Origin of the sequence: Thiobacillus sp. (assembly GCA_024235835.1) — a bacterium.
Taxonomy (GTDB): Bacteria; Pseudomonadota; Gammaproteobacteria; order Burkholderiales; family Thiobacillaceae; genus PFJX01.
Genome location: JACKLQ010000002.1, coordinates 1,091,544 through 1,107,194 on the forward strand (window position 1 = coordinate 1,091,544; position 15,651 = coordinate 1,107,194).

The window sequence follows — 15,651 nt, forward strand, 5'->3', positions numbered from 1 at the left end:
GGCCGATAAAACCACCCTGAGTGCAGAAATGGATTCCATCATGGTCGGAACCCTTGATTTGGGCCAGCAGCAGGTTGAGGCGCTGCCGGATTTGCTGGGCGCTTGCCTGCTGGGGCTGGACGCCCAAGGTACATGCACTTACGCCAGTGCCGCGCTGCTGGCTCTGCTGCGTTTGCCACCTGACGAGGTGCTGGGTGCCCCGGTGCATGACGTCCTGCGGCGAGAGAGCAGGCACCAGCTTCCGGCCTGGGACGAGGTGATCATTCGCCTGCGGGAGACAAGGCAGCCCATGGCCTCCGAACAGGAGAAACTGGTGCGAGGGGATGGCGCCAGCTTCCCCGCCCAGGTCTCCATCCATGTCCTGCCCGAAGGCAACGCGCCTTGCTGGTTGGTGCAACTGCGGGACCTCACCGAGATCAGTCGCCAGTCCAAGGCCTTCCATGCCAGCGTGCGCAGCTTTCGCAGCCTCTTTGACGGCGCGAGCAGCGCCATATTCTTTCTTGGCAAGGGCGGCAGGGTGCTGGATGCGAACACGGGGGCCCAGCGCATGTTCGGCCTCGAGCCCAGTGCATTCATCGGCAAGCGTCTGGAGGGGTTGGCGGCGGATGGCGGGCTGTCGGGCCTGGAGGAGGCGCTGGAGAAGGTGTTCGAGCTGCAGCAGGACCAGCGGCTTGAATACCTTTCCAAGGGCCGGGGCGGCAAGCAGTTCCATGCTGAGTTGTACCTCTATCACACGGTGTATTTTGGCCAGGATGCCGTCATGGCCATGATCCATGACATCAGTGGCCGCAAGGCCTATGAGGCTGGCCTGTTGGATGCCAAGGCCAAGGCGGAGGAGGCCAGCAGGCTCAAGAGCCAGTTCATGGGCAACATGAGCCATGAACTGCGCACCCCCATGAACGGCATCATCGGGCTGGGCGAACTGCTCCTGGAAACCGCCCTGGACGAGGAGCAGCGGGACTTTGCCCAGACCATGATGGACTCGGCCAAAGGCCTGCTCGGCATCCTGACCGACATCCTGGATTACTCGGATCTGGAATCGGGCAACTACAAGGTCAGGGCGGTGGAATTCAGCCCGTACATGCTGGTGGAGGAAATGCAGGCCCGCTTCGAGGGGCGCTGCCTCGAGAAGGGCCTGGCCTGGCATATGGAACTGGGCGACATGGGCGACATTGCCATGGGCGACATGGAGGCCCTGAGCAAGTGCCTGAAGCTGTTGCTGGACAACGCGGTGAAATTCACCTCCCAGGGGAGCGTCACCTTGGCCATGGATGTCGTGGCGGACGCCGAGGACAAGTTGCAGCTGCGCATGTCGGTGCGGGATACCGGCATCGGCATACCGGAGGAGGCCCAGGCCCGGGTGTTCCAGGCATTTACCCAACAGGACGGAGCGGTCACCCGAAAACACGGGGGAACGGGCATGGGCCTGGCCGTGGCCCGGGCCCTGGTCCAGTCCCTGGGGGGGCAGCTGGGCCTGGAGAGCATGCCGGGCCAGGGGAGCGAATTCCGCGTGCAGGTACCCTTGCGTCCCGTGGACTAGCGGCAAGCTGCCTGCCGCGGCCCTGGGTCAGCTGGTCAGGCGCCGGTAGATGTCCGACACCTTCATGGGCAGTTGCCGCACGTCGTCCAGGATGATGTAGCGGGCGGCGCCGTACATGTGGGGCAGGTAGTCCCGGGCTTCCCTGTCGATGGTGATGCAGAAGGGGTGGATGCCAGCCCGCCGGGCCTCCAGCAGGGCCATGCGGGTGTCCTCGATGCCATAGGGGCCCCGGTAGCCGTCGAAGTAGTCGTCGGGGCGGCCGTCGGAGAGGGTGATCAGGACCTTGGTCCTGGCCTCCACGCCCTTGAGCAATTCGGAGAGGTGGCGGATGGCGAAGCCCATGCGGGTGTATTCCTGGGCCCGGATGCCGGAGATGCGGGCCTTCACCTCGTCCGAGTAGGGCTCGTCGAAGGTCTTGATGCGGAACAGCTCACAACGCTTGCGGGTGATGCCGGAGAAGCCGTAGATGGCGTAGCGGTCCCCCAGCAGTTCCAGGGCCTCGCACAGGAGGATCAGGGCCTCCCGCTCCGCCTCGTTGATCCAGCCCCGGGTGGAGCCGGACATGTCCACCATGAAGGCCACGGCGATGTTGCGCTCCGCCCGGTGCAGGCGCACGAACAGGCGGTCGCTCATCTCGCTGCCGTCCCGGGCGTCGGCCAGGGCCTCCACCAGGGCGTCGATGTCCACGTCGTCGCCGTAGGCCTGGCGCTTCTCCACCCGGTTCTCGTCCCGCATGGCCTCGAAGCTTTTGCGCAGGTGTTTCACCAGGCCGGCGTACTTGTCCAGGGTGATGCGGTGGAAGTTGTCCTCCACGGGGGGCACCTCCTTCTCCCGCATCACGCACCAGTTCTTGCGGTAATGCTCCCGGCCCATGTCCCACTCGTGATAGAAGGTGGCGCCTTCTTCATGGTAGGTGCCCTGCCAGACCGCGTCCGGGTCCAGGGCCTGTTCTCCCAGCAGGCTTGGGTCGTAATCGCCGTCGCCCGCCGGCACCAGATAGTCGGGGGGAATCTCGCCGAAATCCAGGTAGATGGAGGAGAGCAGGGCCTTCACGTCTTCCGGCGGCGCCACGGGCAGGCCGTCCAGGGTGAGTTCCAGGTCCAGGCGACCTTCCTCGTCCCTGGCCTCGGCCTCGAATTCTGGCCGTTGCCTGGGCTTGCCCGAGTCTTTGGCCTGCCCGTCCTCGTGGCGGGTGTGTTCCTCCAGCAATTCCGCCAGCTTCACCCGCAGCCGGGTCTTTTCCTTTTCCCGGCGGGCTTCGAAGGCGGCAGCCACGGCGTCAGGTTTGAGGGCACCCTGATAGCACCAGGGCTGGAAATCCGCCAAGGCATAGGCATCCCCCAGCAGAGCCAGGCTGTCCTCCAGGTTGGCCTCGGGCTGGGCCAGGCGCTGGGCCAGGGGCTCCCAGCCGAGGGGCGGGCCTTCGCCCAGGGCGGCCTTGAGCCGTTCCATCTCCCGATAGAGGCCCGGCAGTTCCCGGCTGATGCAGGCGGACAGGCGCAGGGTTTCCAGTCCGTGAAGTTGTCGTAGAGCTCGATCAGGGTCGGAAAAGCCCGCGCAGGCCACCGACAGGTCGGCACGGAAGGTGCCGAACCGGGTCTGGGCCCAGAGCATGGCAACCATGGCCTTGGCCAGCTTGAAGTTGTCCGCCGTGTCGGGAAAGCGGGCCAGCACGCCGGGCAGGAAGATTCTCTCCGTGTCGGTGTGGACGTGCTTGCCAGGCTCCAGGGTGAGGCGGCGGCCGGACAAGCCCCGCACGAAGTTGCCCAGCACGCCGGCCACGTCCTCGAACAGCACCCCGGCGGTCATCTCCAGCTGGCGTTCCTCGAAGTGGTCCGCTTCCTCCATGACCGTGAGGGCGTGGCGCAGGCCCTGGCGGTCGTAGACGTCGCAGGCCCCCAGCAGCCAGGCCTCCATGAGACGGCGGTCCATGGTGCCCATGAGGGCAGGGGCCCGGCGGGCGAACTGCCAGGCCACTTCCAGGTTGGAACTGGCCACCCGTTTGGTCCACTCCAGAATGAAATCCTGGTCCCTATCGGGGAGGGCGGCGATCTTGGCCGCGGTGGGCCCCACCTTGCGGAAGCTGAAGTCCGCCTCCAGCCAGCCTTCCAGCAGTTGGGTGATTTCCTCGGCGTTCAACTTGGCTTACCGGCGGGCGTCAGAATATTGAAGACGACAGTTCCTGGATGGCGGCCAGCATGTCGCCGTCGTCGGTGACGGCCTGGGCCACGGCGCTGCGGCAGGCGGTGACGGGGTCGATGCCCCCGGCGATGAGCTTGCCCGCGTGCACCAGCAGGCGGGTGGAGGCCCCTTCCTCCAGGCCGCTGCCCTTCAGGTTACGGGTCATCTGGGCGAACTTGACCAGGCGCTCGGCCATGGCCGGCTCCACGCCGGATTCGCTGGCCACGATCCTGCGCTCCAGATCCGCCGCCGGATAGTCGAACTCCAGGGCCACGAAGCGCTGGCGGGTAGATTGCTTCAGGTCCTTGAGCACGCTCTGGTAGCCCGGGTTGTAGGAGATGGCCAGGCAGAAGCCGTCGGGGGCCTCCAGCAGCTGGCCCAGCTTTTCCATGGGCAGGGTGCGGCGGTCGTCCGCCAGGGGGTGGATCACCACCATGGTGTCCTTGCGGGCCTCCACCACCTCGTCCAGGTAACAGATGCCGCCCACCCGCACGGCCCGGGTGAGGGGGCCGTCCACCCAGGTGGTCTCGCCGCCCTTCACCAGGTAGCGGCCCACCAGGTCCGAGGCGGTGAGGTCGTCATGGCAGGACACGGTGATGAGGGGCAGCTTGAGGCGCCAGGCCATGTACTCCATGAAGCGGGTCTTGCCGCAGCCCGTGGGGCCCTTGAGCAGTACGGGCAGCCTGTGGCGCCAGGCGGCTTCGAAAATGGCGATCTCGTTGCCGACGGGTTCGTAGTAGGGCTCCTTCTGGATGAAGTGTTCTTCCGGGGCGAGGCTGTGAGCGTCCACGCGAGACCTTTCTAGCAATTGCGATTTGGATTAATAGGCGACAAATTTTATCGGCTTTTGCCCTGGTCTCCCAGGCGCCAAGGACTCTGGCGGCCGCAGTAACAGCTGCTTACATCTTCACAACAGCGGCGACACAGCTCGCTTACAGGACGCCTCTAGAGTGGGAACCGTCCGACGCGGAATCGTTCGCGACGGTAACCAACCGAAACCAGGAGTAAAGAGATGAACATCGCAAAAACCGTGAAAACCCTTTGTGTCGTTGGCGTGACCTCCCTTGGCCTGTACGCGGGGGCCAGCCAGGCTGATTACGATGGCTACCGCGGCAACCCCTACCAGCCCGCACCCCAGGCCCACTACAACGCTGGATTCAAGGGGCAGCTGGACCAGTTTGACGCCCGCATGGACAACCAGCTCCAGCGCATCCTCCACGGCATGGAATCAGGGAAGCTCACCATGAAGGAAGCCATCCGCCTGCTGCAGGAACATCAGGCCATCAGCGCCCTGGAGCGCCAGTTCCTGCGCGACGGCCGCCTGGGCCCCCGGGAGCTCTTCGATCTGGATCGTCGCCTGGACCATGCCAGCAGCAACATCTTCTGGGAAAAGCATGACTACGATCGTGCCGGATTCAATGCCCGCCATGACGGCTGGCGCCGTTGAGTAGCCCAGGGAAACAACAAGGCCGCCCTCGGGCGGCCTTGTCCATTGGGAGAGCAAGTGGCTGTTTCGCTCAGCCACAGTCCTTGGTGCCGCAGCTCAGGTCGCCGGGACGTCCCGGATCCGCGTATTTCTCGTCCTCGAGCTTTTCCCTGTTGGCCTCATATTCTGAGCGGATTGCCTCCGCCCGGGACTTGAGTCGCTCCATGCGCTCCTCGTAGGCGCCTTCCCGCTCTTCCAGGAAACGCTCGCCGAACAGGGTGTGCTTGAGGAAGTTGTAGCCGAACTCCATGAGGGCTTCGTCGTCGGCCAGCAGGGTGGCCATGACTTCCAGGGGGATGTCGTAGGTCTTGTTGAAGGAGTCGCTGGAAACGAAGGCCCGGAAGCGATCCATGTCGTAGCTGGCCATGAAGAACAGCTGGTTGGAGATGGCGGGGGGCTTGCCGATGGCGGGGCCGGCGGACTTCTTTTTCAGCACCAGCTGGCGCCAGCCGCGGCCCTTCTCGTCGTAGACGTCCACGCCCTGTTCCTGGCGGTACTCGTCGATGGTGAGGGAGCGGGGTTCCTGGTGGCCCAGGCAGTGCTTCTCCTGCACGAAGGCGTAGGCGGCGCGGTCGGTGTATTCGTCCTGGTTGCGCATGGACAGCAGGGCCACCGGATAGTAGCGGCAGGCGGTGGGGCGGTCCTCGTAAACGGCGCAGCCTTCGGGCTTCATGAACTGGCAGGCGGTGCCGCCTTCCACCGGACGAAATTTCACGCCGGGGGTGCCGTCCTGGTCCATCTCGTAGGGCACGGTGTAGGCCTTGAGGAAGTCGCCGGAGGACATGTCCAGCCGGTTCTTCAGGCGGATGATGTCATAGGGGGTGAGGGTGATGTCGATGTTGGAGCAGCAGGCGTTCCAGCAGCCCACGTCCTTGTGGCAGCGGAACTGGATGACCTTTTCGCCCCCCAGCATGGTGGGCATGACCGGGCTCAGTTCGAAGGGGGCGTCCGCGGCCAGGTTCTTGAAGGGGGTGTCTTCCATGATCAACCTCGAAAAATGCTTTGCAGAAGAAAAATTTATATGGGGTTTAAAGCACAATTCGCAAGGGACCACCCTTGCGAATGGGGTTTTTTGACCCTGGAAAAAAAACCGGGCGCCTTGTGAGCGCCCGGTTCATGAGCCAGCTAACGCTTAGTGGGCGGCGGGCTTGAACAGCTTGGACTTGTCAACCAGATCCACGTGAGCACGCTTGAAGTTGGTCCACTTCTTGGTGCTCTTGTCGTAGATGGAGTTGCCGAAGACTTTCCAGTTTTCCTCATCGACGAAGTTCTTGTCGGTGCGGTAGTAGAAGCCGGGGTAACGGCTCTCTTCGCGGAACTGGATGTGCTTCATGTGGGCTTCGGCGGTCAGGATGCGGTGGTAGTTTTCCCAGGCGCGCAGCAGTTCGTGCAGGTCCTTGGCACGCATCTTCTCGGCGTCTTCCTTGAGCATTTCCAGCTTCTGCTCGGCCACTTCCAGCATCTTGTCGTTGGTGTTGTAGTAGGTGGCCACACCGGCAACGTACTCGTCCATGATCTTCTGCAGACGGAACTGCAGCATCTTGGGGGTGATGTAGTTGGGGTTGACGTCGATGGCGGTGGAGTAGTCCTTGAACTCCAGGAAGGTACGCACGGGCTTGTAGATCTCGTCCACAAGCTGGTCCACGGGGGTGTCCAGCTCGACCTTCAGATCCTTGTTGTCCAGGCAGTACTTGACCATGGCACGGGCAGCCAGGCGGCCTTCCGTGTGGGAACCGGAGGAGAACTTGTGGCCGGAAGCGCCAACGCCGTCACCGGCGGTGAACAGACCCTTGACGGTGGTCATGCCACGGTAGCCCCAGCTCCAGCCCTTGGGCAGGTGCTCGGGAACGCCAGGCAGGGCCTCGTCGGTGGGGGCGCCCAGGTCGGTGGGGCCGGAAACCCAGATGCCGCAGCAGCCGGAGTGGCTACCCAGCAGGTAGGGCTCGGTGGGCATCAGCTCGGAGTTCTTCTTCTCGGGCTCGACGTTCTCGCCAACCCAGATGCCGCACTGGCCGACGCACATGTCCAGGAAGTCTTCCCAGGCTTCGGCTTCCAGGTGCTTCACCTCACGGGGGGACAGGGTGTTGCGCAGGTTGCCCAGAGCAGTCACGGTGTCCATCCAGATCGGGCCGCGGCCTTCCTTCATTTCCTTCAGCATAACGTGGTTACGCAGGCAGGAAGCGGGAACGGCAGCCTGGCCGTAGGGGGGGTACTGGTCCAGCATGGCCTTGTTCTTGGCCAGGTAGTCTTCGCCGTAGCCGTTGGTGGCCTTGGCCTTGAACAGCAGGAACCAGGCACCGACCGGGCCGTAGCCGTCCTTGAAGCGGCAGGGCACGAAGCGGTTTTCCATCATGGTCAGCTCGGCGCCGGCTTCGGCGGCCATGGAGTAGGTGGAGCCGGAGTTCCACACGGGGTACCAGGCGCGGCCGGTACCTTCACCCACGGAGCGGGGACGGAAGATGTTCACGCAGCCACCGGCGGCCAGCAGGATGGTCTTGGCCTTGTACACGAACAGCTTGTGCTCGCGGGTGGAGAAGCCGACAGCACCGGCGATGCGGTTCTTGTCGTTGGCGTCGTTCACCAGCTTGACGATGAACACGCGCTCCTGGATGCGGTCCATGCCCAGGGCCTTCTTGGCGGCTTCAGCGACGATCCACTTGTAGGATTCGCCGTTGATCATGATCTGCCACTTGCCGGAACGCACGGGTTTGCCGCCGTCCTTCAGGGAGGGCAGGCCTTCGCCGATGGCGGCAGCGCCGTCGTGACGCTCGCCGTTGGCATCGGTTTTCCAGATGGGCAGGCCCCACTCTTCGAACAGGTGCACGGAGTCGTCAACGTTGCGGCCCACGTCGTAGGCCAGGTCGTCACGGGTGATACCCATCAGGTCGTTGGAGACCATACGGGCATAGTCAGCGGGGTCCTGCGTATCACCGATGTAGGTGTTGATGGCGGACAGACCCTGGGCCACGGCACCGGAACGGTCCATGGCGGCCTTGTCGACCAGCTTGATCTTCAGGTCCACGCCGGCTTCGGCCTTGGCCACTTCAGCCCAGCGCATGATTTCGTAGGCGGCGCCGCAACAGGCCATGCCGCCACCGATCAGCAGGACATCAACTTCTTCCTGGATGACGTCGGGATTTCCAAATTCAGCCATTTCTATTACCTCTTCTCGATTACTTGCGGATCAGTTCGGCGGGGTTACCAGCGCGGAAACCGCCCATCACGCCAGCGGTGAAGTTGCCCACGGCCTCGATGTCGGCCAGGGTGGGCACGGGCTTGCCACCGAACGGGTCGATGGAGCCTTCCGGGGTGGTGCGGATGGGGAACTTGAAGCGCTTCAGCACGCCGTTACGGAACTTGATGGTCCACATGATGGAATCGGAACCGCGCAGGGGCTGAACGGAACCGCCCAGGGGCACCACGTCAGCGTAATGGCGGGCTTCGATAGCCTGTTGGGGACAGATTTTCACGCAGCTGTAGCACTCCCAGCACTGCTCGGGTTCCTGGTTGAAGGACTTCATGGCGTGGCCGGTCTCGGAACCATCGCGGTCCAACTTCATCAGGTCGTGCGGGCAGATGTACATGCAGGCGGTCTTGTCTTGACCTTTGCAGCCGTCGCACTTGTCGGTACGGACGAAGGTAGGCATTGATTACACTCCTTGTTAGCTAACAATCCGCGTGGTCTCTCACGCGGCCCATTCAGAAAAACCGAGCCCGTCCTTGGCCGGGGCGTATCGCGAATCCGCTTCCGGCGGGCCCGGTACCGAATTACTTAAATTGACTTAGGCAGCAGAATGGCCTTTAAGTTCGACCTTGACGTTCTGCTCGGCGCTCAGGCTGGCGTAGTACTTCTGCAGCACCTTGGCCACCTCGGGACGGCTGAACTCCACCGGCAGGTCCTGGCCTTCGGACAGCATGGCGCGCACCTTGGTGCCGGACAGCAGGATGCGGTCGTCCTTGGTGTGGGGGCAGGTGCGCTGGGAGGCCATGCCGCCGCACTTCTTGCACCAGAAGGTCCAGTCGATGTTCATGTTGGTGGTTTCGAGGGAGCCCTTGGGAATCTCGTCGAAGATGTGCTGGGCGTCGAAGGGGCCGTAGTAGTCGCCCACGCCGGCGTGGTCGCGGCCGACGATCAGGTGGGAGCAGCCGTAGTTCTGGCGGAACAGGGCGTGCAGCAGGGCCTCGCGGGGACCGGCATAGCGCATGTCCAGGGGATAGCCGGCCTGGATCACGGTGTTGGGGGCGAAGTAGTTGTCCACCAGGGTGCTGATGGCCTCGGAACGCACTTCGGCGGGGATGTCGCCCGGCTTCAGGGCGCCCAGCAGGGAGTGGATCAGCACGCCGTCCATGGTTTCGATAGCGATCTTGGCCAGGTACTCGTGGGAGCGGTGCATGGGGTTGCGGGTCTGGAACGCCGCGATCTTGGACCAGCCGGCCTTCTCGAAGGCAGCGCGGGTCTCGGCGGGGGTCATGAACTGGTCGCCGTACTGCTCCTTGAAGCCGCCGGTGGACAGAACCTTGACGGGGCCGGCCAGGTTGATGGGGCCCTGGTCCATGACCATCTTCACGCCAGGGTGGGCGACATCGGTGGTCTTGTAGACCATCATGCACTCGTGGCCCTTGTCGATGCCGTAGATCTCGGTGACCTTCATGGTGCCCATGATCTCGTCGCTGTCGGCGTTGATCAGGGCCACGTCCTGGCCCAGGCTCAGGGTCTCGGCGGTCTTCATGTCGGTGGACAGGGTGACGGGGATGGGCCAGAACAGGCCGTTGGCCATCTTGTAACCATCGCACACGCCCTGCCAGTCTCCATGGGTCATGAAGCCTTCCAGGGGGGTAAAGCCGCCGATGCCCATCATGATGAGGTCGCCGGTCTCGCGGGAGGACATCTTGATCTTGGGCAGGGACTGGGCACGGGCCAGTTCGGCTTCGCGCGCGGCGCCCTCAAGCATCAGGGGCTTGAGGTCACCACCACCATGGGGCTTCACGAGATGGGACATGGGGACTCCTAGGTAGGTTGATTAGAATAGGCTGATAAGCCGAATGGGCGGCGAGAATAACACCCCCCCATCCACCCCTCTAATCAGACTTATTTCTTTGCAAATAAATTTTTTTTGGGGACGGCGTTATCCGATTAGGTGCTTGCCGTATGTGTAGGGCCCCTGGCCTGGGGGCTACAATTCCCGGCATTTCCAGAAACGCGGAGCTTTCATGCGCAGCCTGAGCGGGGTGGTAATCGTGGCGGTTTTATTGATGGCCGGTTGTGCCGGGCAGCAAATTCAGCGCAAGGACGGCAGTACCTCGGAACGGGAGTTCTCGGTGTCGAGTCTGGCCAAGTCCGATGTGGACATGATCAGCGAGTTGGCCCAGAGAGAGGTGATAAAAAGCCTTAGGGTGGTGACCGAGAAGCTTTACAGGCGCAACCCCCAGGAATACAAGAAGGCGGGCCTGGAGTCTGTGGAGGCGGCCATGGCCCGCATCTTCGACCACCTGGACAAGGGCAAGGAATCTCCCATTGCCCTAATGAACTGGCAGGATAACTTCGGCGTGGCCTTCCAGGAGGCCTACAGTGGCGACCGGGTGTTCGCCTTCATGGCGGCCTTGACAGGCATGGTCATGGCGTCCTACGACCACAAGACCGCCTTCTACCTGACGGACCGGCTGGACCCCCAGAAACTCTACAACTGCGCCCGCAACATAGAAGTGGCGGTGTGGAAGTTGTCCAGCGCCAAGTTGCCCAACGGCAACAAGGCGCTGGTCACCAACAGCATCGAGGGGGATATGCAGAACCTGAGCTTCGAGCGGGAATTCGGCAAGGTCATAGCCCAGCAGGACATGCTGGCCCTGATCATCGAGGACCGCAGCAACCGTGCCATCACCCGGGCCATCCAGAACGCCGCGGCGTTCCGCTTCCTGCCCATCTGAACTGAAAGGAATCCTGATATGGCCATGGACGTCATCGACTACGACATCTTCGGCGACGACATGCAGTACGTGGAGGTGGAACTGGACCCGGGCGAGGCTGCCGTGGGGGAGGCCGGCATGATGATGTTCATGCAGGACGGCATCGAGATGGAGACCGTGTTCGGCGACGGCTCCGCCTCCCAGTCCGGCTTCCTGGGCAAGTTGATGGGGGCGGGCAAGCGCCTGCTCACGGGTGAGTCCCTGTTCACCACCATCTACGCCAACACGGCCACGGGCAAGCGTCGGGTGGCCTTCGCTGCCCCTTACCCGGGGAAGATCATCCCCATAGACCTGACCCAGATCGGCGGCACCCTCATTTGCCAGAAGGATTCATTCCTCTGCGCCGCCAAGGGGGTCAGCCTTGGCATCGCCTTCCAGCAGCGGCTGGGGGCCGGCTTCTTCGGTGGCGAAGGGTTCATCCTGCAGAAGCTGGAAGGGGATGGCATGGTGTTCTTCCACGCTGGCGGCACCATCGCTGAAAAGAACCTGGCTCCGGGGGAAACCATCCGCGTGGATACCGGCTGCATCGCGGCCATGCAACCCTCGGTGGACTTCGACATCCAGTATGTGGGCAAGATCAAGACGGCCCTGTTTGGCGGCGAGGGGTTGTTCTTCACGCGCCTTACCGGTCCCGGCAAGGTGTGGTTGCAGACCCTGCCGTTCTCGCGGCTGGCCAATCGCATCATTGCCGCCGCACCACAGACGGGCGGCAGGCAGGTGGGCGAGGGTTCGGTGCTGGGGGGGTTCGGCGGCCTGTTGGACGGAGACAACAGCTGAAGCGTCACGGCGACGTCATATTGGTGGATTAGCCTCCACCGTTTTGCCAGGAGCATCCGGGGAACCATGGACTTGATACTTTGGCGCCATGCCGACGCCCAGGACGGCACTCCGGACATGGACAGGCCTTTGACGGCCAAGGGGCGGGGCCAGGCCAGGAAGATGGCGTCCTGGTTGAACCAGCAACTGCCCGAAGGGGCCCGCGTCCTGGTGAGCCCCTCGCTGCGAACCCTTCAGACCGCAGACGCCCTGGAGCGCAAATATGACGTGGTGCAGGATCTGGCGCCAGGAGCGGATGCCGCCCACCTGCTGCACGCCGCAGGCTGGCCTGACGCCAAGGGGACGGTGTTGGTGGTGGGCCACCAGCCCACCCTGGGGGAGTCAGCCAGCCTCTTGCTGTTCGGCGAGGCCGTTGGGATGAGCATCAAGAAAAGCGGCGTGGTCTGGCTCACCAACCGGGTACGGGGCGAGATGCCCCAGACCCTGCTGAAGGCCGCCATGACCACGGATCTGCTTTAGCGCAAATTACTCCAGGCCCAGTTGCTCCACCCAGGCCAGGGCCTTCAGATGGGCCTCGCTGACCTGGTCTGGGGACAGCATCAGGGCCGTGGTGAGTTCCTCAAGGCGGTCCACGTCGCCGCTTTCCACGGCTTCGGTCAGGGCCAGGAACGGCCCGTACAGTCCGCTGCGGTCCGTCAGGGCATCGGCGATCTTCTCCGGGATGACCAGGCGTTCCAGAACCTGCTCCATGGTCATTTCCAGCATGGCGGGCAGAAGGGAAAACACGCCGACGATGAACAGGTTGTCCTGGTCGCTCCGGGGCAGCTCGGTCTTGCCCAGCAGTTCGCACAGGCGGCCCCGGGTGATGGCGGTGCGTGCCTGGGCGGGGGAAGTGGCGTTGGAGCCCGCCGTCACAAGTAGCAGGGTGAGCCACCGGTAGAGGGGTTGCATGCCCAGGATGCTGACTGCATGGCGGATGGACTGGACCTCGCAGGATAGCCCGAAGCCCGCCGAATTGATGTAGCGCATGAGCTTGAAGGTGAGGGCCACATCCTTCTTGAAGAGGGCTTCCAGGTCCTTGACTTCAGCACCCTGGCGCACCTTTTCCAGCAACTGGAGGACGGTGGCATGCACGGGATTGATGACCCGTTCCACCAGCGTTTCGGGGCGGGCAAAGTAATAGCCCTGGAAGAAATCGAAACCCAGTTCCTGACAGTGCTTGAATTGCTCCAGGGTTTCCACCTTCTCTGCCACCAGTTTGACCGGGTGGCGCCGCACTGTTTTGACCAGCCTGCTCAACTCCTCCGGTGTATGGGCCAGTACGTCCAGTTTGACGTAATCGGCCAGGGGCAGCAGGGGCTCCGCTTCCGGAATGTAGTGGAAATCGTCCAGGGCGAAGCGGTAACCCTCCTGTTTCAACTCACGCAACCGTTCCAGTACCTCGTCGGTGACCTGGACGGTTTCCAGGACCTCGATCACCACGTTTTCCTTGGGGAGCAAGGAGGAGAAACTGGACATCAGCATGGGGACTTCCATGTTGATGAAGGCCTTCTTGCCCTTCAGCAACCATTCCGTACCCATGTTGCACAGGGCATTGGCGATGATGGTGATGCCGGCGTCCACGTCGGAGGTTAAGCGGGCGCTTTGGGCATGGGCCGAGTGACGGAACAACAGTTCGTAGGCGATGATGGTGTGTCCGGCATTGACGATGGGCTGCCGGGCGATGAAGGCGTTGTTGCTCATAAGTCCCTTGGGTTGTTGTCAGCCTCGCGAGAAGAGGCTGTTCGGTGTGTCGGTTTGCACGTCGGTGAGCAGTTCCTCCATGTCCAGCACCAGCACGATGGAGCCGTCACCGGAGAGGGTGGCGCCGGCGATGCCCTTGGGCTTGATGTCGGACAGGGGTTTGATCACCACATCGTCCCGGCCCACGAAGCCGTCCACCGCGAGGATGAAGGTGGAATCGGCGGCGTGCATGAGGACGCCGAAGGAAGGCGCCTTCCGGGCTTCCCAGCCGATAAGCCTGGCGAGGCTCCGTACCGGAAGCACCTCGTCGCGCACCACCATGGTCGCGCGGCCGGATACCCGCTGGACCTCCTGCTGCTTGATGGGGATGATCTCCCGCACCATGGACAGGGGTACGGCGAAGGACTGGTTGTTCAGGCGCACCACCAGAACGGGCAGGATGGCAAGGGTGAGGGGCAGGGAGATGGTGAAGGTGGACCCCTGGCCCGGCACGGACAGTACATCGATCTTGCCATTGAGCTTGGTGATGTTGGTCTTCACCACGTCCATGCCCACGCCCCGGCCCGATACGCTGGAGATTTCGTCCTTGGTGGAAAATCCCGGCAGGAAAACCAGATGCAGGCTCTGGCGATCATCCAGGCTGTTGGCGGTTTCGTTGTCGATGAGCCCCTTCTGGATGGCCTTGTTGCGGATGACGTCGGGACGCATGCCCTTGCCGTCGTCGGAAATCTCGATGTAGATGTGGTCTCCCACCTGGCTCGCGGACAAGGTGACGATGGCCTTGGGGGACTTGTTGGCCGACTGGCGCTCCTCGGGGGATTCCACGCCATGGTCCACCGCGTTGCGGACCAGATGGACCAGGGGGTCGTTCAGGTCCTCGATCATGGTCTTGTCCAGCTCGGTTTCCTCGCCGGAGAGCACCAGTTCCACGTCCTTGCCCAATTGGCGGGCCAGGTCCCGGGCGAGGCGCGGGTATTTCTGGAACAGGCGGCCGATGGGCTGCATCCGGGTTTTCATGACCGCGTTCTGCAGGTCCGAGACCAGGAGATCCAACTGGCTCACGGCGATATCCAGTGACTTCAGGGTTTCCTGGTCTGTCTTGCCATGGAGGATCTGGCTCTTGAGGTTGGCGATGCGGTTCTTGGTCAGGCCGATCTCGCCGGACAGGTTGAGCACCTGGTCCAGACGTGCCGTATCCACGCGTATGGTGGTTTCCTTCTGCAGGTTCTGGGGTGGCGCGGCCCCAGCGCTTACAGGTCGTGCGCTGGGCGTGGGGAGGTCCTGGGGTGGGGCGGAACGGGGCACGGGCTCCGGCTGGGGTGCGTTGGCAACAGCCTCGCTGACGGCCTTAGCCACTTCAATGGTCGGCGCGGCAGCTGGCGCAGCGGAAGGGATGGGAGCGCCGGTCAGGGCTGCATGGAGCACATCCCAGTTGATGTCGTCATCCCCCGCCTGGGATGGCACCTCGGCAGGCACCGAGGCAGGGGCGGCAGGGGCGGCAGGGGCGGTGGACACGGCGGGGCTGGCGGGCGCCCGCACGGGCTGGCCGGCCAGCGCTGCCTCCAGGTTGGCCAACAAACCAGCTTCGGCAGGGCCTGGCTGAACACTTTGGGACAGGTCGCCAAACATGTGCCGAACGGTGCCCGTGGCCGCCAGTATGGTGTCCATGAGTTCCGGGCTCAGGGCCAGTTCCCCGTTGCGGAGCTTGTCGAACAGGTTCTCCGTACGATGGCACAAGGCCACCAGGTGCTCGACGTTCAGAAAGCCCGCGCCGCCCTTGATGGTGTGGAAGCCCCGGAAGATATCGTTGAGGAGATTCTTGTCATCAGGCCGTTTTTCCAACTCGACCAGCTTGTTATCCACCTGGGACAACAACTCTCCCGCTTCCAGCAGGAAATCCTGGAGTAGTTCTTCCATTCCAGCGAAATCGCTCATCGTTGTCTCCTTCTAGGGCGGCGAG

The 15,651-nt window shown here is 63.2% G+C and carries 13 protein-coding genes; 5 read left to right on the forward strand and 8 right to left on the reverse strand.

Annotated features, from left to right (window positions below; genetic code table 11):
* The first annotated feature begins 40 nt into the window (after positions 1–40).
* Positions 41–1,540: a PAS domain S-box protein gene (locus H6935_13450; protein MCP5279345.1), complete on the forward strand. Its 1,500-nt coding sequence runs from the start codon at positions 41–43 to the stop codon at positions 1,538–1,540.
* Positions 1,541–1,567: 27 nt separating this feature from the next.
* Here H6935_13450 and H6935_13455 read toward each other — a convergent pair whose 3' ends face one another.
* Positions 1,568–3,679, reverse strand: coding sequence for a nitric oxide reductase activation protein (locus H6935_13455; protein ID MCP5279346.1), 2,112 nt, complete (start codon positions 3,677–3,679; stop codon positions 1,568–1,570).
* Positions 3,680–3,698: 19 nt separating this feature from the next.
* Positions 3,699–4,511 (reverse strand): CbbQ/NirQ/NorQ/GpvN family protein, encoded by an 813-nt coding sequence (locus H6935_13460; GenBank protein MCP5279347.1) that lies wholly within the window; start codon positions 4,509–4,511, stop codon positions 3,699–3,701.
* Positions 4,512–4,733: 222 nt separating this feature from the next.
* On the opposite strand from H6935_13460, the gene H6935_13465 reads away from it, so the two are divergent.
* Positions 4,734–5,168 carry a hypothetical protein gene (locus H6935_13465; GenBank protein MCP5279348.1) on the forward strand — a complete coding sequence of 145 codons (435 nt, stop codon included), beginning with the start codon at positions 4,734–4,736 and terminating at the stop codon, positions 5,166–5,168.
* Positions 5,169–5,238: 70 nt separating this feature from the next.
* Here the strand turns inward: H6935_13465 and H6935_13470 are convergent, their stop codons facing one another.
* The 4 genes from H6935_13470 to sat all read right to left on the reverse strand — a co-directional run bounded on the left by H6935_13470 (position 5,239) and on the right by sat (position 10,207).
* Positions 5,239–6,189: a YkgJ family cysteine cluster protein gene (locus H6935_13470; GenBank protein MCP5279349.1), complete on the reverse strand. Its 951-nt coding sequence runs from the start codon at positions 6,187–6,189 to the stop codon at positions 5,239–5,241.
* Between the two features lie 150 nt (positions 6,190–6,339).
* Positions 6,340–8,361: an adenylyl-sulfate reductase subunit alpha gene (locus H6935_13475; GenBank protein ID MCP5279350.1), complete on the reverse strand. Its 2,022-nt coding sequence runs from the start codon at positions 8,359–8,361 to the stop codon at positions 6,340–6,342.
* 19 nt (positions 8,362–8,380) lie between these two features.
* Entirely contained in the window at positions 8,381–8,854 is a 474-nt protein-coding gene (gene aprB, locus H6935_13480) for an adenylyl-sulfate reductase subunit beta (protein ID MCP5279351.1), read from the reverse strand.
* Positions 8,855–8,989: 135 nt separating this feature from the next.
* Positions 8,990–10,207: a sulfate adenylyltransferase gene (sat, locus tag H6935_13485; protein ID MCP5279352.1), complete on the reverse strand. Its 1,218-nt coding sequence runs from the start codon at positions 10,205–10,207 to the stop codon at positions 8,990–8,992.
* Between the two features lie 211 nt (positions 10,208–10,418).
* Between sat and H6935_13490 the strand changes: the two genes are divergently transcribed.
* The 3 genes from H6935_13490 to sixA all read left to right on the forward strand — a co-directional run bounded on the left by H6935_13490 (position 10,419) and on the right by sixA (position 12,467).
* The gene (locus H6935_13490) at positions 10,419–11,132 is read left to right on the forward strand and encodes a hypothetical protein (GenBank protein MCP5279353.1); all 714 of its coding nucleotides are present in this window, start codon (positions 10,419–10,421) and stop codon (positions 11,130–11,132) included.
* An 18-nt stretch (positions 11,133–11,150) separates the two neighbouring features.
* Positions 11,151–11,948, forward strand: coding sequence for a TIGR00266 family protein (locus tag H6935_13495; GenBank protein ID MCP5279354.1), 798 nt, complete (start codon positions 11,151–11,153; stop codon positions 11,946–11,948).
* A gap of 66 nt (positions 11,949–12,014) precedes the next feature.
* Positions 12,015–12,467 (forward strand): phosphohistidine phosphatase SixA, encoded by a 453-nt coding sequence (sixA, locus tag H6935_13500; protein ID MCP5279355.1) that lies wholly within the window; start codon positions 12,015–12,017, stop codon positions 12,465–12,467.
* 6 nt (positions 12,468–12,473) lie between these two features.
* On the opposite strand, the gene H6935_13505 is transcribed toward sixA, so the two are convergent.
* Both H6935_13505 and H6935_13510 read right to left on the reverse strand, forming a co-directional pair.
* Positions 12,474–13,691 (reverse strand): EAL domain-containing protein, encoded by a 1,218-nt coding sequence (locus H6935_13505; GenBank protein ID MCP5279356.1) that lies wholly within the window; start codon positions 13,689–13,691, stop codon positions 12,474–12,476.
* A gap of 18 nt (positions 13,692–13,709) precedes the next feature.
* Entirely contained in the window at positions 13,710–15,626 is a 1,917-nt protein-coding gene (locus H6935_13510) for a chemotaxis protein CheA (protein MCP5279357.1), read from the reverse strand.
* Positions 15,627–15,651: the final 25 nt, after the last annotated feature.

Bases quoted from the DNA above. Each gene is read 5' to 3' on its own strand.
- H6935_13470 (MCP5279349.1), bottom strand. From the start codon at position 6,189: ATGGAAGACACCCCCTTCAAGAACCTGGCCGCGGACGCCCCCTTCGAA.
- sat (MCP5279352.1), bottom strand. From the start codon at position 10,207: ATGTCCCATCTCGTGAAGCCCCATGGTGGTGGTGACCTCAAGCCCCTG.
- sixA (MCP5279355.1), top strand. From the start codon at position 12,015: ATGGACTTGATACTTTGGCGCCATGCCGACGCCCAGGACGGCACTCCG.
- aprB (MCP5279351.1), bottom strand. From the start codon at position 8,854: ATGCCTACCTTCGTCCGTACCGACAAGTGCGACGGCTGCAAAGGTCAA.
- H6935_13490 (MCP5279353.1), top strand. From the start codon at position 10,419: ATGCGCAGCCTGAGCGGGGTGGTAATCGTGGCGGTTTTATTGATGGCC.
- H6935_13505 (MCP5279356.1), bottom strand. From the start codon at position 13,691: ATGAGCAACAACGCCTTCATCGCCCGGCAGCCCATCGTCAATGCCGGA.
- H6935_13450 (MCP5279345.1), top strand. From the start codon at position 41: ATGGTCGGAACCCTTGATTTGGGCCAGCAGCAGGTTGAGGCGCTGCCG.
- H6935_13465 (MCP5279348.1), top strand. From the start codon at position 4,734: ATGAACATCGCAAAAACCGTGAAAACCCTTTGTGTCGTTGGCGTGACC.
- H6935_13510 (MCP5279357.1), bottom strand. From the start codon at position 15,626: ATGAGCGATTTCGCTGGAATGGAAGAACTACTCCAGGATTTCCTGCTG.
- H6935_13495 (MCP5279354.1), top strand. From the start codon at position 11,151: ATGGCCATGGACGTCATCGACTACGACATCTTCGGCGACGACATGCAG.
- H6935_13475 (MCP5279350.1), bottom strand. From the start codon at position 8,361: ATGGCTGAATTTGGAAATCCCGACGTCATCCAGGAAGAAGTTGATGTC.